The 24,819-nt window shown below is 64.2% G+C and carries 27 protein-coding genes; 13 read left to right on the top strand and 14 right to left on the bottom strand.

Annotated features, from left to right (window positions below; genetic code table 11):
- Nucleotides 1-17: 17 nt before the first annotated feature.
- Nucleotides 18-1,373, bottom strand: a complete 1,356-nt coding sequence (locus tag AC1Q5P_RS03740; protein WP_492518166.1) for an ABC1 kinase family protein — start codon at nucleotides 1,371-1,373, stop codon at nucleotides 18-20.
- Nucleotides 1,370-1,735: a thiol-disulfide oxidoreductase DCC family protein gene (locus tag AC1Q5P_RS03735; RefSeq protein ID WP_039334603.1), complete on the bottom strand. Its 366-nt coding sequence runs from the start codon at nucleotides 1,733-1,735 to the stop codon at nucleotides 1,370-1,372. Before AC1Q5P_RS03735 ends, AC1Q5P_RS03740 begins: the two co-directional genes overlap by 4 nt.
- 95 nt (nucleotides 1,736-1,830) lie before the next feature.
- Here AC1Q5P_RS03735 and AC1Q5P_RS03730 point away from each other — a divergent pair, with 95 nt between their 5' ends.
- The 13 genes from AC1Q5P_RS03730 to AC1Q5P_RS03670 all read left to right on the top strand — a co-directional run bounded on the left by AC1Q5P_RS03730 (nucleotide 1,831) and on the right by AC1Q5P_RS03670 (nucleotide 15,235).
- Nucleotides 1,831-2,718, top strand: coding sequence for a LysR family transcriptional regulator (locus AC1Q5P_RS03730; protein WP_039334720.1), 888 nt, complete (start codon nucleotides 1,831-1,833; stop codon nucleotides 2,716-2,718).
- A 71-nt stretch (nucleotides 2,719-2,789) separates the two neighbouring features.
- The gene (locus tag AC1Q5P_RS03725; RefSeq protein WP_492518165.1) at nucleotides 2,790-3,203 is read left to right on the top strand and encodes an NAD(P)H-dependent oxidoreductase subunit E; all 414 of its coding nucleotides are present in this window, start codon (nucleotides 2,790-2,792) and stop codon (nucleotides 3,201-3,203) included.
- Nucleotides 3,200-4,738, top strand: coding sequence for an NADH-ubiquinone oxidoreductase-F iron-sulfur binding region domain-containing protein (locus tag AC1Q5P_RS03720; protein WP_492518164.1), 1,539 nt, complete (start codon nucleotides 3,200-3,202; stop codon nucleotides 4,736-4,738). The genes AC1Q5P_RS03725 and AC1Q5P_RS03720 overlap by 4 nt, the downstream gene beginning before the upstream one ends.
- Nucleotides 4,739-4,853: 115 nt before the next feature.
- A complete protein-coding gene (locus AC1Q5P_RS03715; RefSeq protein ID WP_492518163.1) occupies nucleotides 4,854-5,387 on the top strand; it encodes a molybdenum cofactor guanylyltransferase in 534 nt (177 codons plus the stop codon).
- Nucleotides 5,377-8,235: a formate dehydrogenase subunit alpha gene (gene fdhF / locus AC1Q5P_RS03710; RefSeq protein ID WP_492518162.1), complete on the top strand. Its 2,859-nt coding sequence runs from the start codon at nucleotides 5,377-5,379 to the stop codon at nucleotides 8,233-8,235. Before AC1Q5P_RS03715 ends, fdhF begins: the two co-directional genes overlap by 11 nt.
- Entirely contained in the window at nucleotides 8,232-8,498 is a 267-nt protein-coding gene (locus AC1Q5P_RS03705; protein ID WP_082734476.1) for a formate dehydrogenase subunit delta, read from the top strand. Before fdhF ends, AC1Q5P_RS03705 begins: the two co-directional genes overlap by 4 nt.
- Entirely contained in the window at nucleotides 8,479-9,285 is an 807-nt protein-coding gene (gene fdhD, locus AC1Q5P_RS03700) for a formate dehydrogenase accessory sulfurtransferase FdhD (RefSeq protein WP_492478237.1), read from the top strand. Before AC1Q5P_RS03705 ends, fdhD begins: the two co-directional genes overlap by 20 nt.
- Nucleotides 9,286-9,396: 111 nt before the next feature.
- Nucleotides 9,397-10,638, top strand: coding sequence for an amidohydrolase family protein (locus AC1Q5P_RS03695; protein WP_492518161.1), 1,242 nt, complete (start codon nucleotides 9,397-9,399; stop codon nucleotides 10,636-10,638).
- A gap of 8 nt (nucleotides 10,639-10,646) precedes the next feature.
- Nucleotides 10,647-12,143, top strand: a complete 1,497-nt coding sequence (locus AC1Q5P_RS03690) for a bifunctional 3-(3-hydroxy-phenyl)propionate/3-hydroxycinnamic acid hydroxylase (protein WP_492518300.1) — start codon at nucleotides 10,647-10,649, stop codon at nucleotides 12,141-12,143.
- On the top strand, nucleotides 12,140-12,568 hold the full coding sequence (locus AC1Q5P_RS03685) for a GlcG/HbpS family heme-binding protein (protein WP_193828717.1): 429 nt from the start codon (nucleotides 12,140-12,142) through the stop codon (nucleotides 12,566-12,568). Before AC1Q5P_RS03690 ends, AC1Q5P_RS03685 begins: the two co-directional genes overlap by 4 nt.
- Complete coding sequence (locus AC1Q5P_RS03680) at nucleotides 12,565-13,467, top strand: VOC family protein (protein WP_492518160.1); 903 nt, start codon at nucleotides 12,565-12,567, stop codon at nucleotides 13,465-13,467. The genes AC1Q5P_RS03685 and AC1Q5P_RS03680 overlap by 4 nt, the downstream gene beginning before the upstream one ends.
- Before the next feature lie 95 nt (nucleotides 13,468-13,562).
- The gene (locus AC1Q5P_RS03675; protein ID WP_193828719.1) at nucleotides 13,563-14,396 is read left to right on the top strand and encodes a fumarylacetoacetate hydrolase family protein; all 834 of its coding nucleotides are present in this window, start codon (nucleotides 13,563-13,565) and stop codon (nucleotides 14,394-14,396) included.
- On the top strand, nucleotides 14,396-15,235 hold the full coding sequence (locus AC1Q5P_RS03670; RefSeq protein ID WP_039334619.1) for an alpha/beta hydrolase: 840 nt from the start codon (nucleotides 14,396-14,398) through the stop codon (nucleotides 15,233-15,235). Before AC1Q5P_RS03675 ends, AC1Q5P_RS03670 begins: the two co-directional genes overlap by 1 nt.
- Here the strand turns inward: AC1Q5P_RS03670 and trhO are convergent.
- From trhO to AC1Q5P_RS03610, 12 genes are all read right to left on the bottom strand, one after another.
- The gene (gene trhO / locus AC1Q5P_RS03665) at nucleotides 15,222-16,154 is read right to left on the bottom strand and encodes an oxygen-dependent tRNA uridine(34) hydroxylase TrhO (RefSeq protein ID WP_039334620.1); all 933 of its coding nucleotides are present in this window, start codon (nucleotides 16,152-16,154) and stop codon (nucleotides 15,222-15,224) included. The two genes, AC1Q5P_RS03670 and trhO, sit on opposite strands and share 14 nt — an antisense overlap.
- A gap of 9 nt (nucleotides 16,155-16,163) precedes the next feature.
- Nucleotides 16,164-16,538, bottom strand: a complete 375-nt coding sequence (speD, locus tag AC1Q5P_RS03660) for an adenosylmethionine decarboxylase (protein WP_039334622.1) — start codon at nucleotides 16,536-16,538, stop codon at nucleotides 16,164-16,166.
- Entirely contained in the window at nucleotides 16,538-18,154 is a 1,617-nt protein-coding gene (locus AC1Q5P_RS03655; RefSeq protein ID WP_492518159.1) for an FAD-dependent oxidoreductase, read from the bottom strand. The genes speD and AC1Q5P_RS03655 overlap by 1 nt, the downstream gene beginning before the upstream one ends.
- A complete protein-coding gene (locus AC1Q5P_RS03650) occupies nucleotides 18,144-19,694 on the bottom strand; it encodes a polyamine aminopropyltransferase (protein ID WP_492518158.1) in 1,551 nt (516 codons plus the stop codon). Before AC1Q5P_RS03650 ends, AC1Q5P_RS03655 begins: the two co-directional genes overlap by 11 nt.
- Nucleotides 19,687-19,896 (bottom strand): DUF350 domain-containing protein, encoded by a 210-nt coding sequence (locus AC1Q5P_RS03645; RefSeq protein WP_039334627.1) that lies wholly within the window; start codon nucleotides 19,894-19,896, stop codon nucleotides 19,687-19,689. Before AC1Q5P_RS03645 ends, AC1Q5P_RS03650 begins: the two co-directional genes overlap by 8 nt.
- 26 nt (nucleotides 19,897-19,922) lie before the next feature.
- Nucleotides 19,923-20,069 carry a hypothetical protein gene (locus AC1Q5P_RS03640; RefSeq protein ID WP_169745717.1) on the bottom strand — a complete coding sequence of 49 codons (147 nt, stop codon included), beginning with the start codon at nucleotides 20,067-20,069 and terminating at the stop codon, nucleotides 19,923-19,925.
- Nucleotides 20,066-21,328 (bottom strand): DUF4178 domain-containing protein, encoded by a 1,263-nt coding sequence (locus AC1Q5P_RS03635; RefSeq protein ID WP_492518157.1) that lies wholly within the window; start codon nucleotides 21,326-21,328, stop codon nucleotides 20,066-20,068. Before AC1Q5P_RS03635 ends, AC1Q5P_RS03640 begins: the two co-directional genes overlap by 4 nt.
- Nucleotides 21,325-21,951 (bottom strand): DUF4178 domain-containing protein, encoded by a 627-nt coding sequence (locus AC1Q5P_RS03630; RefSeq protein ID WP_492518156.1) that lies wholly within the window; start codon nucleotides 21,949-21,951, stop codon nucleotides 21,325-21,327. The genes AC1Q5P_RS03635 and AC1Q5P_RS03630 overlap by 4 nt, the downstream gene beginning before the upstream one ends.
- A gap of 66 nt (nucleotides 21,952-22,017) precedes the next feature.
- The gene (locus AC1Q5P_RS03625; protein WP_492518155.1) at nucleotides 22,018-23,013 is read right to left on the bottom strand and encodes an SPFH domain-containing protein; all 996 of its coding nucleotides are present in this window, start codon (nucleotides 23,011-23,013) and stop codon (nucleotides 22,018-22,020) included.
- 145 nt (nucleotides 23,014-23,158) lie between these two features.
- A complete protein-coding gene (locus AC1Q5P_RS03620; protein WP_039334635.1) occupies nucleotides 23,159-23,596 on the bottom strand; it encodes a winged helix-turn-helix transcriptional regulator in 438 nt (145 codons plus the stop codon).
- A 161-nt stretch (nucleotides 23,597-23,757) separates the two neighbouring features.
- On the bottom strand, nucleotides 23,758-24,048 hold the full coding sequence (locus AC1Q5P_RS03615) for an antibiotic biosynthesis monooxygenase family protein (RefSeq protein WP_039334636.1): 291 nt from the start codon (nucleotides 24,046-24,048) through the stop codon (nucleotides 23,758-23,760).
- A 10-nt stretch (nucleotides 24,049-24,058) separates the two neighbouring features.
- The gene (locus AC1Q5P_RS03610; RefSeq protein WP_492518154.1) at nucleotides 24,059-24,703 is read right to left on the bottom strand and encodes an O-methyltransferase; all 645 of its coding nucleotides are present in this window, start codon (nucleotides 24,701-24,703) and stop codon (nucleotides 24,059-24,061) included.
- Nucleotides 24,704-24,819 lie beyond the last annotated feature (116 nt).

The raw sequence follows: 24,819 nt of genomic DNA, 5'->3' as shown, positions 1-24,819 counted from the left end.
ACTCGCCTGTTCCGTTGCTAACCCAATGCGCGACGAAGCGTTTGCTGTGGAGGACAGTCCCCTCCGATTGCCTCTGCCACCATTTCGCGCAAAGGCAGTTGCGCCTTCATGCGGATGGCCAGCAGCGCGGTGCCGCTGACCTTGCGCTGGACGAACAGCGTATCGACTGGCGGGACGTGCCACGATGCGCGATCTGCCGCGACCTTTTCGGCCTCGGCGCGCACGCGCTCGACAAAGGAGCGGTCGGAGAAATCGAACAGGCCGGGCTTTCCAAGATGGCCGATCAATATGTCCAGCATCCGGTCAAACGCCGCGCCGTGACGAGCAAGTTGTTGATCGGAAACGAAACCGACTTCGGTCAGGGCCACGCGCAGCGCATCGCGATCCTCGGCCAGCCCCGCCAGCATCATCCGCCGGTAGGCCTCGCTCGTGGCCACCGGAACCTCACGCGCGGCACCGAAATCGAGCAGCACGAGCTTGCCGGTTTCAGCCTGCCAGCGGAAATTGGCGAAGTTCGGATCAGTCTGCATGAACCCGAACGCGAACAGTTCACGCAAGGTCAGGCCGAGCAGCGCCCCCATGGCCTTGTTGCGCACTTCCAGAGGCGCGGTGAGTAGGCTTTCGACCGGACGCGCTTCGATAAAATCCATCGCCAGGACGTTGCGGCCCGAAAGAGGGGCGTATGCCTGGGGGACCAGAAATGCATCGTCGTCCGCAAGCATCTTGCCATAGCGTTGCATCATCTCTGCCTCGCGGAGATAGTCAGACTCCTCGTGGAGTTGCCGCTTTGCCTCGGAGAGTTGGAGATTGATGTCGAGGCCCTGAGGCAGCAGCCCGGAGACGCGCAGAAGCGTGGCGACATTGTCCACGTCGGCATCGATACTGGCAGCAATTCCAGGGTATTGCACCTTGATGGCCAGCACACGGCCATCGGGCAGGACTGCCTTGTGCACCTGCCCGATCGAGGCGGCGGCAATCGGCTGCGCCCCGAAGTGCCGAAACTTAGAGCGCCACCCCGCACCCCACTCAGCGCTCAGCACGCGTTCCAACTGGGCGGGCGGCATGTAATGCGCAGAATCCCGCAATCGGGACAGGATTTCGGTGAGTTCACGCGGCAGAACATCTCCTGCGTCGAGCGAGATCATCTGCCCCAGCTTCATCGCCGCGCCGCGCAGGCGCGAGAGCTGGTCGGCAACTCTCATGGCATTGCCGGGAGTCAACAAAAGGTCCGACAGTTTCGGCGCTTCGCCGCGCGCCAGCCTGCGCGCGCCTTCCGCCAGCACGCCCCCCGCCACGCCGCCTGCCAGCTGGCCAAACGCAGCCAGGCGCGATAGCCGCGCCGAAGGCACCTTGCGATAACGCGATCCGCTCATTTCAACAGCCTTTGCAATCGGGGGCGGATCAGCAGGAACGCGCGATAGCAGCGCTCCAGGACATGCTCCACCGGGCGCAAGCGGGCCAGCAGGCCAAGCCAGCGCAACGCCGGAATGGCCCGCCACATCGCCGCAAACGCCGCCGCGCCCGACAGGATCCGCTCGCCCTCGGCCACATGAAACCGCGCCAGCGCTTCGGTGCGATCGACCGGACACGGCTGGGCAGGATCGGCGATGTCGACAAAAGCGATCGCGCCCTTGCGATCAAGCCGCCGCATTGCCGCGATCTCGCGCGAGCAGATCGGGCAGGCGCCATCATACCACACCATCAGGTTCGGTTCCGGGGGCTGCGCACGTTCCATTGGCTGCATATGGGCCTCGTCCGGCGGTTGCGAGACCTGCCATTTGGGGAAGGGGCACTCTTGATAGGTGCATCCTATCAACCTAGGCTGCGATGATGCACCCCCGCCAGCTCCGCTATTTCGTGACCATTGCCCGGCTGCGGCATTTCGCCAATGCGGCGCAGGAATGCGGTGTTTCGCAGCCAACGCTGTCTGCCGGGCTTTCCGCCCTGGAGCGCGAGGTTGGTCATCGGCTGATCGAGCGTGACCGGAGATTCGTGGGGCTGACCGCGCACGGCGAGGCCATGCTGCCCTGGGCCGAACAGATCCTTGGCGCCGTTGCAGGCATGACGAGCTCGGTCGCCGCGAGTTCTGCGGCGATTACCGGCCAGTTCGCGCTCGCGGCCATCCCCGCCGCGCTGCCGCTGGCCGGACAGTTCGGCGAGACCCTGCTGAAGCGGCATTCAGGCCTGAGCCTTGCGGTGCGTTCAGCCACATCGCGCGAGATCGAGCGGGCGCTGAATAATTTCGAATGCGACGCAGGCCTGACCTATCTCGATCACGAAACTCCGGCCAATGTCCTGTCCGTTCCACTGCACGCTGAGCGCTACCTGTTCGTGACGCGGGCTGATGGTCCGCTCGGGAACTTGACCGAGATCGGGTGGGAGGAGGCTTCTGCGCAACCGCTCTGCCTGCTGCATCAGGGCATGCAGTTCCGGCGGATTCTCGATGCGCGAATGCTGGATCGCGGCTTGGCAATCACGCCGCGCGCAGTAGCCGACAGTTATGTCACGCTGTTTGATCTGGTCCGCTCGGGCGGGTTCTGCACAATCGTGCCAGATACTTATGCCACCCTGCTGGCGGGCCTGCAGTGGGCACGCTGCGCCGTGCTCGATGATGGTGACGAACCGCGCCGGATCGGGCTGGTGGTCGTCAATCGCGTGCCGTTGAGCCCGATGGCCAGCACGGCGCTGGCCGTGGCACGCAGTCTTGCCGGAGTTTGATAGGATAATCCTATCAGGCTTCGACTTTTTCGATTTGACCGGACGTGTCTTTCGGACAAGATCGGACTGCCATGGAACGATTGCCCCACATCATAGCCGCCCACGCTGGCCGGGAAGGCCCGCTGCTTCCGATCCTGCACGATGTGCAGGCCGAATATGGCCATGTTTCGGAAGAGGCCATCCGCACGATCGCGCAGGCACTTAACCTGAGCCGCGCCGAGGTGCAGGGTGTCGTCAGCTTCTACCATGACTTCCACGCCGAGCCTGACGCGCGCCCGGTCCTGAAGCTGTGCCGGGCTGAGGCCTGCCAGGCGCGGGGCGTCGATGTGCTGGCGGCGGGCTTGCCCGACAATGGCCGGGTGAAGGTGGAGACGGTCTATTGCCTCGGGCTGTGCTCGGTCGGCCCGAATGCCATGATCGGCAGCAAGGTCCACGCACGGCTCGATGCGGCAAGGCTGGGCGCGCTGATGGAGGCGTTGGCGTGACAATCGTTCGGATCAGTGACGACGCGCTGGCGCTGGCTTGCGGCGCGGACGAGGTCGTGGCGGCGTTCGTGGCGGCAGGCTGCACCGTGGAGCGCGTGTCATCGTGGGGCATGCACTGGCTGGAACCGCTGGCCGAGATCGATGGTCAGGGCTTCGGCCCGCTTGCACCGGAAGATGTTGCCGCAGTTCTGTCAGGCAGTTCGACCAAGGCTATCGGCTCGATTGCAGCGCATCCCTTCATTGCCCGCCAGCAGCGCTTTACCTTTGCGCGCGCGGGTAAGACACGGCCCCTCAGCCTCGAAGACTATGCCGCGCACGGCGGCTGGCAGGGCCTTGCCAAGGCGCGGGAGGTCGGGCCTGAGGCAACGATTGCGCAAGTCACGGAATCCGGCCTGCGCGGGCGGGGCGGGGCAGGCTTCCCGGCGGGGATCAAGTGGACGACTGTCGCCAAGGCCCAGGCCGACCGCAAATACATCGTCTGCAACGCCGACGAGGGCGACAGCGCCACTTTCGCCGACCGCATGGTGATGGAGGGTGATCCCTTCATGCTGGTCGAAGGCATGGCCATTGCCGCCCATGCCGTCGGCGCGCAGAAGGGCTACATTTACATCCGCAGCGAGTATCCGCACGCGATTGCCAAGATGGAAGCGGCAGTGCGCGCGTCGGCGCACCACATCGCGCCGTTCGAACTGGAAGTGCGCGTGGGCGCGGGCGCCTATGTCTGCGGCGAGGAGACCTCGCTGCTCAACAGCCTGGAAGGCAAGCGCGGCGAAGTGCGCGCCAAGCCGCCGCTGCCAGCGCTCGAGGGGCTGTTCGGCAAGCCGACGGTGGTCAACAACGTGCTGACGCTCGCTGCGGTGCCATGGATCATGGCCAATGGCGCCGCGGCCTATGCGGCGGTCGGTTTCGGCCGGTCCAAGGGCACGATGCCGATCCAGATCGCGGGCAACGTGAAGCACGGCGGACTGTTCGAAGTGGGCTTCGGGATCACGCTGGGCGAACTGGTGGGCGACATCGGCGGCGGCACCGCATCGGGCCGACCGGTGCGCGCAGTGCAGGTAGGCGGGCCATTGGGAGCCTATCACTCGCCCGCCGATTTCCACCTGCCGTTCGATTACGAAGCTTTCGCCGCAGCCGATGGCCTGATCGGCCATGCCGGGATCACCGTGTTCGACGATACGGCAGACATGAGCAGGCAAGCCCGCTTCGCGATGGAGTTCTGCGCGGCCGAATCCTGCGGCAAGTGCACGCCTTGCCGCATTGGCTCGACCCGCGGAGTGGAGCTGATTGACCGCATCCGTGCCAGGTCCGGTCGCGTGCCGGACAAGGTCGAGGCGCTCCCGCAGATGCACAACGCCCGCAAGGTCGAGCGGACGCTGGCGGACGAGATCGTTCTGCTCGAAGACCTGTGCGAGACGATGAAGTTCGGTTCCCTCTGCGCGCTCGGCGGCTTCACGCCCTATCCGGTGCTTTCGGCACTGCGCAATTTCCCCGAGGATTTCGGGGCAGATTTGACGCGGGAAGCGGCCGAGTGATGGGTTGCGTGAACATCCTTCGACAGGCTCAGGATGAGCGGAGTTTGGTTGGAGGTATCTCTCTCGACCCGCTCATGCTGAGCTTGTCGAAGCATGCAGGCGCAGCGGTGCAACCATGATCCTCGGCGCCGTCCTCGCCGGTGGCCGGTCCACCCGTTTTGGCAGCGACAAGGCGCTGGCCGAACTGGGTGGGCGCACGCTGCTGGCGCGGACTGTGGATGCCCTGTCGGCGCAGTGCGATGCGGTGGTGGTCGTGGGGCGGGTGGAGGCTCCGGCGCCGACGCTGCCCGATTGGCCGCGCGCCGACATGGGGCCATTGGGTGGTATCGCCGCTGCGCTCCACCATGCGAGAGACGCAGGCTATGACGAAGTGCTGACCTGCTCTGTCGACAGCATCGGCCTTGCCGACGATCTGGCCGCCCAGTTGCATCCCGCGCCCGCCTATTGCGAAAGCCAGCCGGTGATCGGGCTATGGCCCGTCAGTGCCTCGGCCACGCTCGATGCGCTGCTGATCAGCGACGCACGACATTCGATGCGCGCCTTTGCCGAGGCCATCGGAGCGCGGGCCGTGCGATTCTTCGAAAATCCTGCTAATATCAATACACCGGCGGATCTGATGGCCGCCGAGGAGCGATCCCATGGGTTATGAACGCCAGGCCGATTTCGGCACCCCGGAAGTCCGCAGCGAGACGGAAGTGACCTGCTTTATCGACGGGCGCGAAGTAACCGTGCCCTCTGGCACGACGGTCATGCGCGCGGCAGCTCTGACGGGCGGTTCCATCCCCAGGCTTTGCGCCACCGACAACCTCAAGCAGTTCGGTTCCTGCCGCCTGTGTCTGGTCGAGATTGACGGCATGCGCGGGACGCCTGCTTCCTGCACCACGCCCGTTGCCGAGGGCATGAAAGTCCACACCCAGACCCCGCGCCTGCAGAAGCTGCGCAAGGGGGTGATGGAACTCTACATCTCGGACCACCCGCTCGACTGCCTGACCTGCAGCGCCAACAACGATTGCGAGTTGCAGGATCAGGCCGCCGCCGTGGGCCTGCGCGATGTGCGCTACGGCTATGAGGGCGAGAACCATCTCGGCGCGATGCCCGACATCTCGAACCCCTATTTCGATTTCGACCCTTCGAAGTGCATCGTCTGTTCGCGCTGCGTGCGCGCTTGCGACGAAGTGCAGGGCACGCTGGCGCTGACCATCGACGGGCGCGGGTTCGACAGCAAGGTCTCTGCTGGCCTGACCTCCGACAGCTTCCTGTCTTCGGAGTGCGTTTCGTGCGGTGCCTGCGTGCAGGCCTGCCCGACCGCTACCTTGCAGGAGAAGGCGGTCAAGGAAATCGGCAAGCCGGAGCGCGCAGTCGTCACCACGTGCGCCTATTGCGGCGTTGGCTGCACCTTCCGCGCCGAAATGCGGGGCGAGCAATTGGTGCGGATGGTGCCGTGGAAGGACGGCAAGGCCAATCGCGGGCATTCCTGCGTCAAGGGGCGCTTTGCCTGGGGCTATGCCCAGCATCAGGAGCGCATCCTCTCGCCGATGATCCGCGAGTCCATCGACCAGCCCTGGCGCGAGGTTTCGTGGGAGGAGGCGCTGACCTATGCGGCAGGCCAGATCAACCGCATCCGTGAGACTTACGGCCGCAACGCCTTGGGCGGGATCACCTCGAGCCGCTGCACCAACGAGGAGACGTTCCTCGTCCAGAAGCTGATCCGCGCCGGCTTCGGCACCAACAACGTCGATACCTGCGCCCGAGTCTGCCATTCGCCAACCGGCTATGGCCTGAAGACGACGTTCGGGACGTCTGCCGGCACGCAGGACTTCGACAGCGTCGAGGACAGCGACGTCATCCTCGTCATCGGCGCGAACCCGACCGACGGGCACCCCGTTTTCGCCAGCCGCATGAAGCGCCGGTTGCGTGAAGGTGCCAAGCTGATCGTCATTGATCCGCGCCGCACCGATCTGGTTCGCTCGCCGCATATCGAGGCGGACTTCCACCTGCCGCTGCGTCCGGGCACCAACGTCGCGATCCTGACGGCCATTGCCCATGTAATCGTGACCGAGGGCCTCGCCGACGAGGCGTTCATCCGCGAGCGCTGCGACTGGGACGAGTACCAGCACTGGGCCGAATTCGTTTCGGCAGAGCGCAACAGTCCCGAGTTCCTCTCGCCGGTGATCGGCGTCGATCCCGAAGCTATCCGCGGCGCGGCGCGCCTGTTCGCCACGGGCGGGAACGGCGCGATCTACTACGGCCTAGGCGTTACAGAACACAGCCAGGGCTCGTCCACCGTCATGGCCATCGCCAACCTGGCCATGGCCACCGGCAACATTGGCCGTCGCGGCGTTGGCGTGAACCCCCTGCGCGGGCAGAACAACGTGCAGGGCGCGTGCGACATGGGGTCATTCCCGCACGAGCTTTCAGGCTATCGCCACGTTTCCGACAAGGCGACGCGCGACCTGTTCGAGGCCGAATGGGGCGTGAAGATCGATCCCGAGCCCGGCCTGCGCATCCCCAATATGCTTGACGCCGCCACCGATGGGCAGTTCAAGGCGATCTACATCCAGGGCGAGGACATCCTGCAGTCCGATCCCGACACCAAGCACGTGGCCGCCGGCCTTGCCGCGATGGAATGCGTGATCGTCCACGACCTGTTTCTCAACGAAACTGCGAACTACGCGCACGTCTTCCTGCCCGGATCGACCTTCCTCGAAAAGAACGGCACCTTCACCAACGCCGAACGGCGCATCCAGCCGGTACGCAAGGTGATGGAGCCCCTCAACGGATACGAGGACTGGCAGGTCACGCAGGAACTGGCGCGGGCGATCGGCCTGGACTGGAACTACACCCACCCGTCCGAGATCATGGACGAGATCGCGCGGCTGACGCCGACGTTCTCGGGCGTGAACTACAAGCGGCTCGATGCCGAAGGATCGCTGCAGTGGCCGGTGAACGACAAGGCCCCCGATGGCTCGCCGATCATGCACATCGACGGCTTCGTCAGGGGCAAGGGCAAGTTCGTAGTGACCGACTACGTGCCCACTGACGAGCGCACCGGCCCGCGCTTCCCGCTGCTGCTGACCACGGGGCGCATCCTTAGCCAGTACAACGTCGGCGCGCAGACCCGGCGCACGGCGAATACGGTCTGGCATCCGGAAGACGTTCTCGAAATTCATCCGACTGACGCCGACAACCGGGGCCTCAAGTCTGGCGACTGGGTAAAGCTGGCAAGCCGGTCAGGGGAGACGACCCTGCGAGCATTGGTGACGGATCGCGTGGCACCGGGCGTGGTCTACACCACCTTCCACCACCCGGCGACGCAAGCAAACGTGGTCACTACCGACTATTCCGACTGGGCGACGAACTGCCCGGAATACAAGGTGACCGCGGTGCAGATCACGCCATCCAACGGCCCGACCGACTGGCAGGAAGACTACGAGGCGCAAGCCTCGCGCTCGCGCCGGATAGTAGGCCATGACAGCGCGATGGAGCCTGCCGAATGAGCGCGCATACGGCCGAAAAGCTGGCGTACATGGCCAACCAGATTGCGCGCAACCTGGTGCATGACGACAAGCCGGTGGCCGCGGTGGCGGACCATATCGTTTCGTTCTGGACGCCGCGCATGATCGATACGCTGATCGCGCAAGGCTCTGCCGGGCTTGATCCGGTGGCGGCAGAGGCCATGGCGCGGGTGGCTGACGGGCGCATTCCGGCCCCGCAGACCCGCGCAACCGATCCGCAGGTCCATGGCTCCGATGCCGGTTGACGGCACAAGGGCCTTCCCATTTCGCGAAGAGTTCGCTGATGGCCGGGTGTCACGCGCCCTGGACAGGCCGCTCATCGAAGAGGCGCCGGTTGCCCTGGAAATCAACGGCGTGGGTTATGCCGTGATGATGGCAACACCGGTCGATCTCGAAGACTATGCCCTCGGCTTCTGCCTGTCGGAACAGTTGATCGCCTCACCGCACGAATTTGTCTCGGCACAGGCCGCGCCGGTCGATGCAGGCGGGGGCGCAGGCGGGTGGATGCTGCGCGTGCAGCTTGGTGCCGAAGGAGCGGCTCCACTGCTCGAAAGGGCGCGTTTGCGCCTTGCCGAAGGGAGCTGCGGACTTTGCGGAATCGAGAGCCTGGAGCAGGTCATGCGGCCGCTGCAGCCGGTGACCGCCCGAGTCCGGATCGGGGCAGATGCAATCTTCAGCGCGGCCGCCCAGATGCGCGACCAACAGGTGATGGGCCGCGCAACGGGCGCAGCACATGCGGCCGCGCTATGCGATCCGACTGGCAAGATCCGCCTCGTGCGCGAGGATGTCGGTCGGCATAATGCCTTCGACAAACTGATTGGTGCAGCAGCGCGAGAGGGTCTGGCAATGGCGGATCATTTCGTCTTGCTCACCGCGCGCTGCAGTTTCGAGCTGGTGCAGAAGGCCGTGATTGCGGGGGTCCCGGTGCTGGCGACAATATCGGCAGCGTCCACGTTGGCCTGCGAGCAGGCGGCGAGTCATGGGCTGAAACTCGTCAGCCTTGTCCGACAGGACAGCCTGCTTGAGTTGTGATTGGCCGAGACAACGGCATTCCATAGGCTCTGTCTATCCAAACATTGCTTATCGATACTTTTCCAGCCCTGATGCGGGAGCTAGGTCATCCTGGAGAACAGGAGAAATGCGATGCCAACCCCGAAGACCGTGGTGATCCGAAACGTCCGGGTGTTTGACGGCGAGGAGCTGCTCGAAGGCGCAAAGTCGGTGATCGTGCGCGAGGGTAGAATCGCCATCGTGACTGATGCGGGTCAAGAGCCAGCGGTGGAGGGGGCGGCAACGCTCGTTGAAGGTGCTGGCCGCACGTTGATGCCGGGCATGGTCGAGGCGCATGCGCATTTGACGTGGGGCTCGTCGGTCGAGAAGATCTACCACCAGTTCATCCTGCCTGAAGACGAACTGAAGGTCGCGGCTTGGCGCAATGCACGAGTGTTGCTCGACCATGGCTTTACCAGCGCCTATTCGGCAGGCGCGCTGGGTGATGGCATCGAGGTTGAACTGGCGCGCGCCATCGAAGCGGGCGAGACGCCGGGGCCGCGTCTGGTGCCTTCGACACTGGAACGCAGCCCGGAAGGGGCCGAGGGCGTCGACACCGGTGACGTGTTCAACGGGCGCGGGGCCGAAGCTATCCGCAAGTTCGTGGCCTATTGCAAGGAGCAGGGCATCGGCTCGCTCAAGCTGGTGGTTTCGGGCGAGGATGCCCTGAAGCCCGGCTCGGCCGGCGACGTGCTCTATACCGACGAGGAGATGGAGGCGGCTGGCGAAGCGGCGCGTGAGGCCGGCTTGTGGATCGCGACCCATGCCTATTACCCCAAGGCGATCGAGCTTGCGCTGAAAGCAGGCGCACGGATCATCTACCACGCCTCCTATGCCGACGAGGCCGCCGCCGATGCAATGATCGCGGCCAAGGACACGACGTTCTATGCTCCTTCGCCCGGTGTCTCGATTGCCGCGCTGGAAGCGACGCCACCCCCGCACATCGACATGAGCCACATGAAGAAAAGCGCGGCCGAGCGGATGGAACTGGAAGCCAGGCTGGTGCCTGCCCTCAAGGCCCGGGGCATGCGCATCCTGATCGGCGGCGACTATGGCTTTCCCTTCAATCCCAATGGCCGCAATGCTCGCGACCTGCAGATCTTCGTCGATCACTTCGGCTACACGCCGGCCGAGGCACTGATGGCAGCAACGGCCCTGGGCGGTGAACTGATGGACCTTGAGGTTGGCCGCGTGAAGCAGGGCTGGCTGGCCGATCTGCTGCTGGTCGAAGGCGATCCGACGCAGGACGTGTCGATCCTGCAGGACAAGAACCGCATCGCCATGATCATGAAGGGCGGTTCCCTGTACAAGGCACCCGTGGAGGTTGCCGCCTGATGACGACGATGTTCGATGTTGCCGTGATCGGCTGCGGTCCCGTGGGCGCCATGGCGGCCAACCTGCTGGGCAGGCAAGGTCTTTCGGTGGTCGTGCTCGAGAAGGAGACCGAGCACTATCCGCTGCCGCGTGCGGTCCATCTCGATCACGAGATGATGCGGCTGTTCCAGAGCGCCGGGGTGATCGACCGAGTGGAGCCGGACATGGTGGCGACCGATGGGCACCTGCATGTCGGCGCCGACCACGGCGTGATCCGCTACATGGGCACGGTCGGCAAGCCGCGCCCGTTCGGGTGGGCCAACGACTACTTCTTCTACCAGCCCGAGTTCGAGGCCCATCTGCGCGCGGCCTTTGCCGACAATGGCAGGATCGGCCTGCTGCCGGGCGCCGAGTTCACCGCGCTTGTCCAGGATGAGGGCGGCGTGACGGTGACTTTCGCGCAGGATGGCGCACAGCGCAGCCTGACGGCACGCTGGGTGATCGCCGCCGATGGCTCGCGCAGCCCGGTGCGCAAGGCATTGGGCGTGAAGCTCGACGACCTTGACTTCGAAGAGCCGTGGCTGGTGGTCGATGCCGAGGTCGAGGGGCCGGTGACTTTCCCGGACCTGACCGGCGTGCCCGAGGGGGCCGACTTGCAGCGCCTGTCGGTGATGATGTGCGATCCGGCTCGCCCGGCCACGGTCGTTCCCGGCCGTCGCAACCATCGCCGCTGGGAGTTCATGCTCCTGCCGCACGAAGACGACGCCGAAATGATGCGCGAGGAGAACGTCGCGGCACTGGTCGGGGCATGGATGAGGCAAGTGCCGCATAAGATCGTGCGCGCCGCGACCTATCGATTCCACGGGCTGGTGGCGGAGCAGTGGCAGGTCGGCCGTGTCTTCCTCGCAGGCGATGCCGCGCACCAGACCCCGCCGTTCTTCGGCCAAGGCATGTGCCATGGCCTTCGCGATGTGGCGAACCTTGCCTGGAAGATGGCGGCGATCGTCAATGAGGGCGCGGACGAGGCCATCCTGACGACCTACCAGTCCGAGCGTGACCCGCACGTGCGCGGCGTCATCGGCGCGGCGGTGGCGGCAGGGCGCTATATCTGCGAACTCGATCCGGCCAAGGCGGCGGAGCGCGATGCCAGCATCCGTGCGCAATCAGCCCAGAAGCAGGGCGAAACGGCTGCAGACCTGATTCCGGCGATTTCTACCGGCCTTGTTGCGCAAGGCACGCCCGCAGCGGGCCAGCGCTTCATCCAGCCGGTCCTCGCCGATGGGCGCAAGCTCGACGATCTGGTCGGTCAAGGCTGGCGGCTGTTCGTACGAGACGGCGGTGGTGAGGGCGCAATCATTGCCAGCGAGCTGCCCGACAACGGCGCGGTCGAGCAGTGGCTCGACGCGCGCGGAGTCGAGGCCGTGCTGGTTCGTCCCGACCATTATGTGTTCGGCACAGGCTCTGCAGCCGAACTGCTCGCGTTGCGAGATGCGATGCTTCGTCAGAGGCAGGAGATTGCAGCGTGAGCCTGACACTCGCCGCAGCCCAGACGATCATTGGCACTGGACTGGCCCATGCGCGGTCGCGCAGTGCCAAGCCGCTCGCCGTGGTGGTGCTTGATGCCGGTGGGCATCCGGTTGCCTTTGCGCGTGAGGACGGGGCGAGCCTGTTCCGCCATGACATTGCTCGCGCCAAGGCGATGGGCGCGCTCGGCATGGGCGATGATACCCGCGTCCTGGCCGAGCGGGCCAAAGGCAACCCGGTCTTTTTCCAGAGCGTGAGCGTGGCGGTGGGCGGCAACATTGCCTTCTCGCCCGGTGGCGTGCTGATCCGTGAGGCTGGCACGATCATCGGTGCCGTGGGCATCAGCGGCGATACCGGCGACTGCGACGAGGACTGCGCGCTCGCGGGGCTCAGGGCCGCAGGTTTCAATCAGGAGATACCGGCGTGAAGTTGCGCAGCATCGAAGTTGCCCTGCCCGATCCCGCTGGCGCCGCCGCGTGGATGGTCGACGTCTGGGGCCTCTATCCCGCCGATGTGCGCGGCAGCACGCATTACCTGCGCGGCACCGGCACGATGCCCTACCTCGTCGCGTTCGAGCAATCGGATGAGGAATACGTCCGGTCGACCACTTTCGTGTGTTCCGGCGAGGAACTTGCCGCCATCAAGGCGCGCGTGACCGACAAGGGCTGGGCAGCAAAGCCGGTAACCTCTGCCGATCCCGGCGAGGGTGCGGGCCTGCTTGTCGAACTGCCCGAGGGCACGATCCTTCGCTTCCTGGCCGGATCGAGCGAGGTCGAGGCCATCGACGGCTTTGCCAAGGCCAGCAAGCGCGTGTCGCCGGTCAAGCTGACGCACGTGGTGTTCAACTCTGCCGATGCCGAACTCCTTGGTCACGCCGTGGAGGAGGTGCTGGGCTTCCGCGTCTCTGACCGGACGAAGGGCATGGTCTTCGTGCGTTGCAACGACAGCCATCATTCCACCGCCTTTGCCCGCGCCGGCTTTGCCAGCCTCAATCACGTAGCGTTCGAGATGGACGATCTCGATGCGGTGATGCGCGGCATTGGCTGGATGCGCGACAACGGCTTTGCACCGGCATGGGGCCCCGGCCGCCACGGCCCCGGCGACAATGTCTATGCCTATTACATCGCCCCGTTCGGCCCGGTGATCGAGTATTCGACCGCAGTCGAGAAGGTTCCGGCAGACTATCGCACCGGTGAGCCGGACGACTGGACCTGGCCCGAGCAGCGCATCGACCAGTGGGGCATCTCGGACAAGGACTTTGCCGGCCTGCGTGTGGCCGAGGAGCGCTTCCGCTGCCGCCGTGACTGGGAACCGGCACCACTTTGAACATCGACAGACGAGGTTTCGTCGGCGGCGCAGCCGCCCTTGCACTGACCGGATCGGCGGTGCAGGCAAAAGGCGTCCTCAGGGGAGACAAGACCATGGCCCGTTACATCAGTTTCCGCCGTCCCGACGGGACCCCCAGCTTCGGCCGCCTCGATGGCGAGACCGTACATGACCTCGGCGCCCAAGGCGCTGCGGCATGGTTGAAGGACGCCGTGGCAGGTGACCTTTCCGTGCTGGCTGCCACCGCGAGCTATGCCCGCGCCGACGTGCGCCTGCTCCCGGTTATCCCCAACCCGAACAAGATCCTCTGCGTCGGCCTCAACTATGCCACGCATGTCGCTGAAACCGGGCGGGATCAGAAGGAATACCCGGCGATTTTCACGCGCTGGGCCGACAGCCTGATCGCCGATGGCGAACCGCTGGTGCGCCCGCCCGAAACCACCCGCTTTGATTACGAGGGCGAGCTCGCCGTGGTGATCGGCAAGGGCGGCCGTCGCATCCCGCGCGAAAAGGCACTTGAGCACGTCGCCGGGTATTCGGTGTTCAACGATGGTTCGGTGCGCGACTGGCAGCGCCACAACATCCAGTTCACGCCCGGCAAGAACTTCCCCGGCACCGGCGGCTTCGGCCCTGCGCTCGTCACGCCTGACGAACTGCCCGATCTGGCCGAACAGCGCGTGCAGACCCGGATCAACGGCCAGCTCGTGCAGGACCAGCCTGTGTCGGACATGATCTGGGACGTGGCTTTCGTGATCGAATACTGCTCGACCTTCACCACGCTGGAACCCGGCGACGTCATCGCCACCGGCACCCCCGGCGGCGTGGGCGACAAGCGTACCCCCCCACTCTACATGAAGGCCGGAGACGTGGCCGAAATCTCGATCGGCAAGGTCGGAACCCTGACCAACCCCGTCATCGACGAGGCGTGATGTCTGCTGCCGATGCGATTGCCGCGATGGGCAGTGCGCTCGGCCCGCAGGTGGTCGAGGCTTGTCGCGCGCTGTTCGATGACGAGCAGCGCGGGCTTGCCGCACGCGTGCCGGCCTTGGCCGTCGATTGCGTCTATGGCCCGCATGAGCGCCATCGGCTCGACCTTTATCGTACTGCCGCCGATCGCGACCTGCCGGTCGTCCTGTTCGTGCACGGGGGCGGTTTCCGGCTTGGCGACAAGGGTGATGAAGGTTCCTGGCAAAATGCCGCGGTGGCTCGGACGATGGCGGAGGCCGGGTTCCTCGGCGCGGCGATGAACTACCGGCTCCTGCCCGATGCGCGCTGGCCGCAGGGTGGCGAGGACGTGGCGGCGGCGGTGGAATGGCTTCGCGACAACGCCGCGGAGCATGGTGGTGACCCGGCGCGGATCGTGGTGGTTGGCACCTCGGCGGGGGCGGTGCATATCGCCACGGCGCTGAAGCTGCAGCCGGATCTGCCGGTGGCCGGGGCGGTGCTGCTTTCGGGGTTGTATGGTTACACCCCGCTGGATGCCAAGGACGAGCCGTACTACGGCCTGAACGAGGACTACGCGGCCAGAATGCCGCGTCAGGCCATTGCCTCGACCAGCATCCCCTTGTTCATCTGCTGTGCGCAGTACGATCCTCCACGCTTCCAGGCCGAATTCCTTGGCCTGATGGCAGAGCGTCTCGAACGGCACGGCGCTTTACCGAACGGCATGATCCTGTCCGGACATAACCACTATTCCATGGCCATGCACATCGGCACCGCCGATCGCCGTCTTACGGATGAGATGGTCGCGTTTATCAGGGGCGTGTAGCACCGATGTGACTCGTGCCGCGGGCGCGCGCGAGCTTCTCCTGACGGTCACGTTCGCGGGCCGAAGCGCGTTGTTCGTCTGTCCGCTCATCGTAGCAACCTGCGCAGGAGACCCCATCTTCATAGAGAGGTGAAGCACGCCCTTCCTCATCCACGGGTCGGCGACAGGCACGGCAAAGGACGTGGCTGCCGAGCGCAAGGCCATGGCCCACAGTCACGCGCTCGTCGAAGACGAAACATTCGCCGCGCCACAGGCTTTCATCTTCAGGCACTTCCTCGAGGTATTTCAGGATGCCACCTTTCAGGTGGTAAACCTCCTCGATGCCTTCAGCCTTGAGGAAGGCGGTGGATTTCTCGCAACGGATGCCGCCGGTGCAGAACATGGCAACCTTGGGGGTCTTTCCCTTACCCAGCAGCCGCTCGCGTTCACGGCGGAACCAGCCGGGGAACTCGCGGAAAGTTGTCGTCTTCGGATCAATGGCGCGTTCGAAGGTACCAGCGGCCACTTCGTAGTCGTTTCGGGTGTCGATCACGATGGTTTCGGGATCGGCGATCAGCGCGTTCCAGTCCTGCGGCGAAACGTAGGTGCCAACGCTTGCGCGCGGGTCGATGCCCTCGACGCCCATCGTCACGATCTCGCGCTTGATCCGCACTTTCATGCGGTAGAACGGCATGGCGGATGCGTGGGAGTACTTGACGTCGGTATCGGCGCAATCGGGCTGGGCACGGATGAAATCCACCACATGGGCAATGCCCTCGGCGCTACCGGCGATAGTGCCGTTCAGCCCTTCGTGGGCAACCAGCAGCGTACCCTTGATGCCTTGCGCCTTGCAGGTGCTTTCCAGCGCATCGCGCAAGGCGGCAGGGTCCGCGATTGGCGTGAAACGGTAAAGCGCTGCGACGGTGACCGAAGATTCCATGCCGCGCCCTTAGGGCAAGTGGCAGGGTTTGTCAGTCCCGAGACGCTGCAGCGAATGCTGCCGCGCAATCCTGCCACCGAGCATGGAGGCGATTACCGCCAAGCCAGCCGCAGCATCGGCGTTCTCGCCACAGACAAACAGGTCTACCGCCGCTACTCCGGTCTCCGGCCAGGTATGGATCGATATGTGCGATTCCGCCAGCATGGCCACCGCGGTCAATCCCATGGCTTCACCGAAATGGTGCAGATGAACGCCGACGACGTGCGCCTTGGCCGCGCTAGCAGCCATGCGCAGGACCTGTTCCACATGCACGGCATCATCAAGCCTGCAGCATCCATCAAGATCGGCGATGAGATGGACACTCGTGCCGGGAAGATGAACCATCAGGCGAGACTTTCGAACGGATGCGCAAGATGGGCAAGAGCGCTCTCGGCGGCAATCACGCCGCGATAGTGCGCTTCCTCGAACAGGGAAAGGCCCGAAAGGTCGGAGTGGGCAAACCACAGCGGCGGTGCCCCGCGCTGCGCCGCCATCCTGGCTGGATCCGACAGAAAGCCCGGCTCGGGCCGCACCATGGCATGGCCCCAGCGCCACACATCAATCCGCTCGATCGCGCCCGAAAGATCGGGGTTCATCGCCAGAAGATCATCCTGCACGATGCGCTGCCAGGCTTGCAACGTGCGGGTCATGAGAATCTTGCGGGCCTGGCTCGGCGTTTCACGGCTGAGCGGGAGATACCAGGTCAGTACGGTCGGACCGCCATCCGCCGAAGAGGTCTGGTGCGTGGCAACGACATAACCGAGGCTTTCGCTCGCTGCCGAGACATTGTCCCACGCCAATGGTGCGCCCTTGCCACGCGGCGGGCGGCTGACCGTGACATTCGCCACGACCCACGGCGCATAGGTGAAGTGACCGCTGGCCGTGTGTTGCGGCGCTATTCTTTGGGCGACGAAGTGGGGCATCGCCAGGATGGCGGCGCGGGCGCGAACGATGCGTGTGGCACTGGCGCGATGATCGAAGACATGGGCGAGTACCCCTGATCCGTCTGTTTCGACCCGGATCAACGACCGCGCCAGGCGCAGATGTGGCGCGATCCTGTCAGCCATCGCCCGGACCAGTCGGCCATTGCCCTCTGGCCAGGTCAGTTCGCGGTCACCGTCGGTGCCCGCTGCCCAGCCACGACGCCCGGCGAAATAGTGGATGCCCGCCCAGGCCGAGACGTTCTCGGGCTCCGAGCCATAGTCATCCCTGCAGCAATAACGCAGGTGGGCGCGCAATGGGACGGAAGTATAGCCCTGTGCATCAAGCCATCGCGCGAAGCTTTGCCGGTCGAGCGAGCGGTATCGCTCATCCGTACTAGAGAGCGCCATGGGTGATGCGAATGCGTGCCTGCCATCCCGCCCGATGGCCTCACGAAACCCGGACATCGCAGACGTGAACCTTGCCTGCTGGGCGTAATCGTCATTCGAAAGCGCGGTCTGGGGGACAAGACCTTCCTGCCATTTGCCGCGCCATAGCAATCGCTCCTCAAGGTCGGCGCAAAGCTGCAGCGGATCATAGACCGGCGCGCCGTTCGCTTCGCCCGTTATCATGCCGAAGCCTCTCAGCATGTGCCGCAGGGCGCGGGCTTCACGGTTTGGCACCGGCAGGTAATGCGCGCCAAGCGGATAGGCGCTGATGGCGTTGCGATCCGATCGCCCGTTGCCGCCGGGCGCGTCTTCAAGTTCAAACAGGGCAAAGCGGGTAAAGCCGGCTTCGGCCAGGCGCCAGCCGGCGGCAAGGCCTGCGACACCGCCGCCCGCAATCAGGATGTCGATTTCCTCTACCGGGCCTGATGGTGCCGGAAACCGGCCTTCCCGGATCAGGTGGCCCCGCTGCCAATCGGTGCCGGACAGGGTGCCGGGCAGCGCTGGCTGGCTGCATCCTCCGAGCAGCGCCGTCACCCCCGCTCCGACCGCTGCGCCAGCAAGCACCTGCCGCCGGGTTGGCTCAGCTTTCATAGCGGCCCCACTCCGCGGCGAAGCTGCGCACCAGGGCCTGGTTGTCGAGCCTGTTCACGGGCGCTGGGCGACGGGCCATATCGGGCGGAAAATCGAACATTGCGCGTTCGCTGGCGGGGGTAAGGAATCGGAGGTCTTTCGGCAGTTGCACCGCATCGGACGGGAAGACGTGGGCAGCCATGGTGAAGCCCCATTCGCCAAAGCTCGGCACATAGGCATGATAACCGCGCACGGCGAGCCCGGCGGCCTCCAGCGTGCTGGCGACGGTCCAATAGGAGCGCGGCGCAATGAGCGGGGAGGTGCTCTGCACCGTCATCACGCCACCCGGGGCGAGGAGGCGGGCGACTTGGCGGTAGAATGTCTCGGTATAGAGCTTGCCCAGCGAAAATTCGGTGGGATCGGGAAAATCGACGATGATCGCGTCGAACTGGCGCCGTTGTTCGCGCACCCAGCGAAAGGCATCGGCATTCACCATCGTGAGCCGAGAGGAGGCAAGCGCTCCGGCATTGAGCTGCGCCAGTTGCGGCGTATCGCGGAAGAGGCGGGTCATCTCGGGATCGAGATCGACCAGCGTAACATGCCCAACGCGGCCGTCACGAAGCACCTCGCGGGCGGCAAGGCCATCGCCGCCGCCGAGTATCAGCACCTGCCGAGGCGCAGCGACCCGGCCCAGCACCGGCCACACCAATGCTTCGTGATAGCGATATTCGTCGCGCGTGGAGAACTGCAGATTGCCGTTGAGATAGAGCCGCAGATCACCGTCCTGCCGCGTAAGCACGATGCGTTGGTAGGGCGTGGAGCGGGCATAGACCACGGGCTCGTTGTAGAACGCAACTTCGCTCCAGCGCTGCAGCCGGTCGGCAAAGGCAAGACCACCAAGCAGCGAGGCGGAGACCAGCATCGCCGCGATCATGTCGCGCCAGATGCGTTCCTGGCGGCGCAGGGCGATCAGCAAGGCGATCGCTACGGCCACGTTGGCAAGGCCGAAAACGAAGCCGGTGCGGATCATGCCCAGTTTGGGCACCAGCACCAGAGGGAACAATAACGAGGCGATCAGCGCACCGACATAATCGTACGTCAGCACGTTTGAGACAAGCTCGCGGAAGGCGAACCGGTGGCGCAGGATGCGGATCAGCAGCGGGATTTCCAGCCCGACCAGCACGCCGATGGTCATCACCAGGGCATAGAGCGCAACCCGAAAGTCTCCCACCAGCGGGAACAGCAGGAACAGACCGGCCGCAGACCATCCCCCCAGCGCTGCAATGAGGATTTCCACCCGGACGAACACCGCCATCTCGCCCGAACGCACATGGCGCGAAAGCCAGCTGCCGACGCCCATGGCAAACAGGTACGTCCCGATGACGGTGGAGAACTGGGTAACGCTGTCGCCGAGCAGATAGCTTGCCAGAGTGCCCGCCAGCAGTTCGTAGATCAGGCCGCAGGTGGCAACGACGAGGACCGAAACCAGCAGGATGACCGCAAGCGAAGCCGGCGCTGCATCCCGCCTGGCGTTGCTGGCGGCAAGCGGTGCTTCATCCATGCACGGCGGCGGCGATGATATTGGATATGCCGATGGCCACGGCTCCGGCCAGCAGGGCCACGGCCAGGTTCTTGCGCTCTATGATCTCGCGCCACAACTCGCCCGGGGTCAGCTTGTCGACCAATACGAAACTGACGATGAAGATGACGATCCCCAGTCCGGCATAGAGCATCGTGGCAAGGAAGACGTTTGCGGTGAGCATGGCAGGCTCCTTTCAGGATCCGGTGATCATTTGTGCGATGGGCCGGTGTGGCCCGATGCGACGGGGCGGTCTTCCTCGTCGCTGTAGAACGAATAGGCGTTGAAGGCGGCGAACAGCGCCGCTGCCAGCAGCGCAAGGCTCCACAGCGCGAACAGGATGAGGCGTCTGGTCATTTGTCGCGGAACCTCCACCACAGGATGGTGACCGGCCAGGCGAACAGGGCAATGACCAATGTCCACCACATTCCCCACGACATTGCGCCGGTCTCTGCTTCCACCCAGACATTGATCGTCTCGACCGAGCCCCAGGCGTCGTTGATTCCAGGGTCGACCGGCCAGCCATGCGCAGAACCGCTGACGTAGACATCGTAGGTGCCGCGCGGCACGTGGCCAAACATGGTGTCGCCATGATGGCTGCCTTCGCTCCACGCACCATCGGAATCGGTGCCCGCATAGTGCTCGACCAGACCGAACGCATCGATCGACTGCTCGCTTGAACGATCGACCAGGTTGTATTCGAGATCGACCCAGCGGTTTTCGAACTGGTTGGTGTCCGCTTCGATGGTAACGAACTGCCATGGCCTGCGCACGATGATCGTGCCGACCTTGACCGGGGCGATCTGCCCGCCGACCGGGACCTGAACCATCGCACTTGTCCTGGTCCTCGGCCAGGCGAGTACAGCCATTGCGATCGCGGCGATGATCGAGACAGCCAGTGCGAGCTTGAACATGTTGCCAAGGTCGTCCTGCTCCATGCCGATCGCGGGCCGGAACAGCATCGGCCCTCTCGCTGCCTTGCGCCTCGGCAGACTGCGACGCCTGAGGCCGAAGGCGGCTTCGACATCGGCTTCGGGCACCGGCACAAGCTGTGTCCAGTTCTCCTCACCTTCCGAAACCTCACGCGAGAGCATGGTCTGGCCCGACTGGAACAGCGTGGCGGTTGCCGTATCGCCTGCCTTCACGCGCCAGTAGAATTCCCCCGCCACCGCGGTAGTCGAGGTCGTCTGGTCCCGGCCCATGCGCGTGAATGGCGTACTCCGCCAGTAGACCCTGTCACGGGGGCCTTGAGGCCGATCCGCCAGCATCGTGCCGAATTGCCATTCGCCATCGCAGGCCACCAGCCAGCGATAGCCGAGGTACGGGTTGAACAGCAGGAACTCCTGCCAGATGGTGATCGGGTCCTTGCGGCGCAGCGCGCCGACGACCTCCCATTCCTGCCCGAACAGCGTGCCGCGCTTGCCCAGTTCCAAGGCAAAATTCTCGTTGGCGCGCTTGTACTTGCGGATCAGCGCCACTTCCGGCCGCGATACATCGAGCAGCGATCCGCAATGCTGGCAGGCAAGGTTGACCGTAAATCCCGCCGCCCGCACTTCGATCGTCCCGCCGCAGGCCGGGCAGGTGACCGCTTTGGCGCCTGCAGAGCCAGCAGTCACCGCAATTCTCCGGGCACAGTCCAGCCCTCGATCTGACGCAGGTTTCCGGGCTTGAGGCTGATCAGGTCCCAGCTATCGCCAAACCACGCCGTTGTCGCGCGCTCATCGCGCTGAAGGGAAAGGACTTCGCCGCTGGCGGAGCGGAAGTCCACGCTGGTCATCTTCGTGCCGATCTGCGTGGGGATAGGCAGATCACCCTCGCTGCCAAGGCATTCGACCTGCTTGATGTCACTTGCAAACAACTGGCGTCCATCAACCTCGATCACGTCTCCCGGCGTTATTGTGCCGCCTTCCGCAAAGGCGCGGACGTCCGCGCGGTCGAGCAGTTGTGGCCACTCGGCTGTCAGCATGAACATGCCAGCTGCCTCGGCCAGCCAGAACTGCGCGCCACTTTCGGCCATGGCCAGCCATTCGTTCCACGAGCCCCCGGCCCAGGCCCAGCGCACCCGGCCGACCACGACCAAGCTGCGTCCCTCGGCCACCAGCGTGGTGCCAAGCTGGATCGGTGAAACATCGAATGGCAGGACTGCAACCTTGCCCACATCCTCGATATCGAGCCCGTGGCGCAGGATCAGTGTCTGGCAGTAGGGGCACGTCGCATAGGGAAGGGACGGGCCTCGCACCGGCACCTGCGCTCCGCACGAAGGGCAATTCATCACGTCCCGCTTCCCCCCAATGCGAACGCGCAATCAGCGGATTCGCGCGAGCAGCTCGGCCTTCTTGGCATCGAACTCCTGCTGGCTCAATGCGCCCAGCGTTACCAGCCTGTGGAGTTTCTCGATCATCGCGAGGGGATCTTCTTGGGTGACAGCGGGAGCAGTTGCGGGGATCGTTGCCTGGCCAAGTCCCTGGGCCATCGCGCCGCCCAATGCCGTTGCAGCAGCAACCCCGGCGCCGATACCGGCCACCCCGCCGCCATCCTGGTTTGCAGCATCCTCGATTGCTTCTGCCGCCTGGAAACGAGTGTAATTTCCGAGATCGCCAAGCACTCGCATCGAACTGGCCTTATCCAGATGGGCCTGGACTTCATCGGGCAGCGACACGCTTTCGACGTAGAACGAAAGGCAGGTCAGTCCCCACTGCGCAAAGGCCTTGTCGACCTCGAGCTTGATCCGGTCAGAAAGCGCCTGCTGGTTTGCCGCCAGATCGAGGAAGGCAATGCCACTGCCGCCAAGGGCAGTGGCTATCGCGGTCTGGATCGCGGCACGCAATTGCGGTTCGAGCGAGGGCACCGAGATGTCGGCCAGCGTCCCCATCACGCGCGAGACGAATGGCGCGACTTCGCTTACGCGGAAGGAATATGAGCCGAATGCACGCAGGCGCAGCGCGCCGAATTCAGCATCGCGCACTGTAACTGGCTGGGCAGTTCCCCACTTCAGGCCATGCTGCTCCTTCAGCGAGAGGAACACCACGTCCGACTTGAATGGCGATTTGAAAGCCTTGTCCCAGTTCATCAGGTTGGACAACAGGGGCAGGTTGGCGGTTTCGAGCGTATGCAGGCCCGGTCCGAAGAAATCTGCGATGCGGCCTTCATTGACAAAGGCCGCGATCTGTCCTTCGCGCACCGTCAACTGGGCGCCGTGCTGGATTTCGCGATCGGCAAAGGGCACGCGCCAAGCCAGTTCGCTGGGCTGCTCCAGCCACTCGATGACATCGACAAACTGCTTGCGAATAAAATCAAACATCACGGATGCCTTCCCGAAAGCCGCGCACTGCTTGCTGCAGCCTAACTTTTCGGAGCGGCCAGGCAAGAGAGCGCGTCGACCCGGACTTCGTCGGGACTGCAAAGTCCCGTGGGGGATGAACAATTCCTTCTGTTGATGGAGGGGTCTACTCTTCCTCACTGTCAAACGCCGCGCGGGAAGCGCGGATGAGGTCCTGGTGGGCATTGATCCAGTTGATCAAGCCGCGCGTCTGAACGTGCAAGGACTCCCCCAGATGGGTGAGGTTGTAGCTTACCTTCGGTGGCACATCGCCGCTGATCCTGCGCGTGACAAAGCCATCCCGTTCCAATGTGCGGAGCTTCATGGTGAGGATGCGCTGGGAAATGGCGCGTTCGGCTGAGAGCCTGGCAAGCAGGCGCCGCAGTTCGGCGTGGCGAAGCTCTCCGGTAGCAAGCACCAGAAGTATCAGAGTCGACCACCGGTCACCGAGGAGCGCCATGATTTCGCGCACGGGGGCATCGCGACTTGTCCCGTGGCGCTCCATTTCGTCAGCCAGAGAGGCAAGCGCAGGCCGTTCGAATGTCCCGCTAATGTCGTGCGCCATGCTTATCTTCGGCACAAAGGAGTGCCGCCCCCCGCCCTGATCTTCCGCACCTTATGCCGCAGTTCGAGAAGATCAATAAGCGGGAAGTGGTCGGTCAGGGCGGAACTGACTGAAACTCGGGAACAAACAACCGAGGAAGATGATCATGCGGCCGAGCGGCGTCAGATCACGTTCTCGACATGCACGACGCAAGGCGGGGCCGTGAAAAATGGACCAGCCAAGGCTCGCCATTCCTGGAAGCCCTGGCTTTCCCGGAAGTCGACCATGTGGGCTTCCACGCTGGTCCAGCCCACGACCAGGCGATAGGTTCCCGGTTCCTCGATCACCCTCTGCAACGCGAACGATACAAATCCCCTCGCCTGTTCGAAATGTGGACGGGCCTGTGCCACCGCGGCTTCGAATTCGTCCATGCGGGCGGGATCAATGGTGAGCGCAGCGATTTCGTGAATCATCGATGGTCTTTCAAAGCTTCGGATTGTCGGCGCTCCAGCGCACGGTCAGTTCGATTCCGCTGCCGATGGGCAGCAGCACGGATTGCAGATCGGGCTTGCAGCGGACTGCGTTACGATACTGGCGAACACTAGGACGATCGAATTCGGGTTCGATCATGTTGTCGGAAACAATAACGCCTTCGTCGCTCAGTTTAGGATAGAATGCCTCGAAGCAAGGCAAATAGAGCTCTTTCCAGATGTCGAGAAGCACAAAGTCCCAAAGCCCTTCATCGTCTTGAAGACAATCCAGAGCGTCACCGCACCGAAATTCGACGAAGTGATCCAGTCCTGCCTCTGCCAGTTGTTCGCGGGCGTAAGTCTGTTTGTAGTCGGCCAATTCGCAGGTCACGACAAGCGCACCGATCTGCGCTGCGGCATCTGCAAGGAACAGCGTCGAATATCCGTAGCTGGTGCCGAGTTCGAGTATGCGTGCCGGGCGGCGTGCGAGGATTAGCGAATGCATGAAACGTCCGGCATCCTCGCCTACTGGTAGCAGGAATTCGTCACGGACGGCAAACCCGGCGAGGCCGAGCGTCTTCATGCGATCCCCATCGTCTCTTGCGCGGTCGCGGTAGCGGTCGAACACGCGAGCCACGCGGGGATCGGCGAAGATCATGCGCATTCTCCTTTGCAACCGGGGCGTTCGTCAGATCCAGTCTACACCATTTCGTTGAATGTTTGGGCGCACCAGTCTGCGATGTAGTCGCGCATGGCGGTGCCGTTGTCGGCGCC

The sequence above is a fragment of the Novosphingobium sp. GW835-FHT14H07 genome (assembly GCF_058793515.1).
This window is presented reverse-complemented; position numbering and strand designations above follow the sequence as displayed.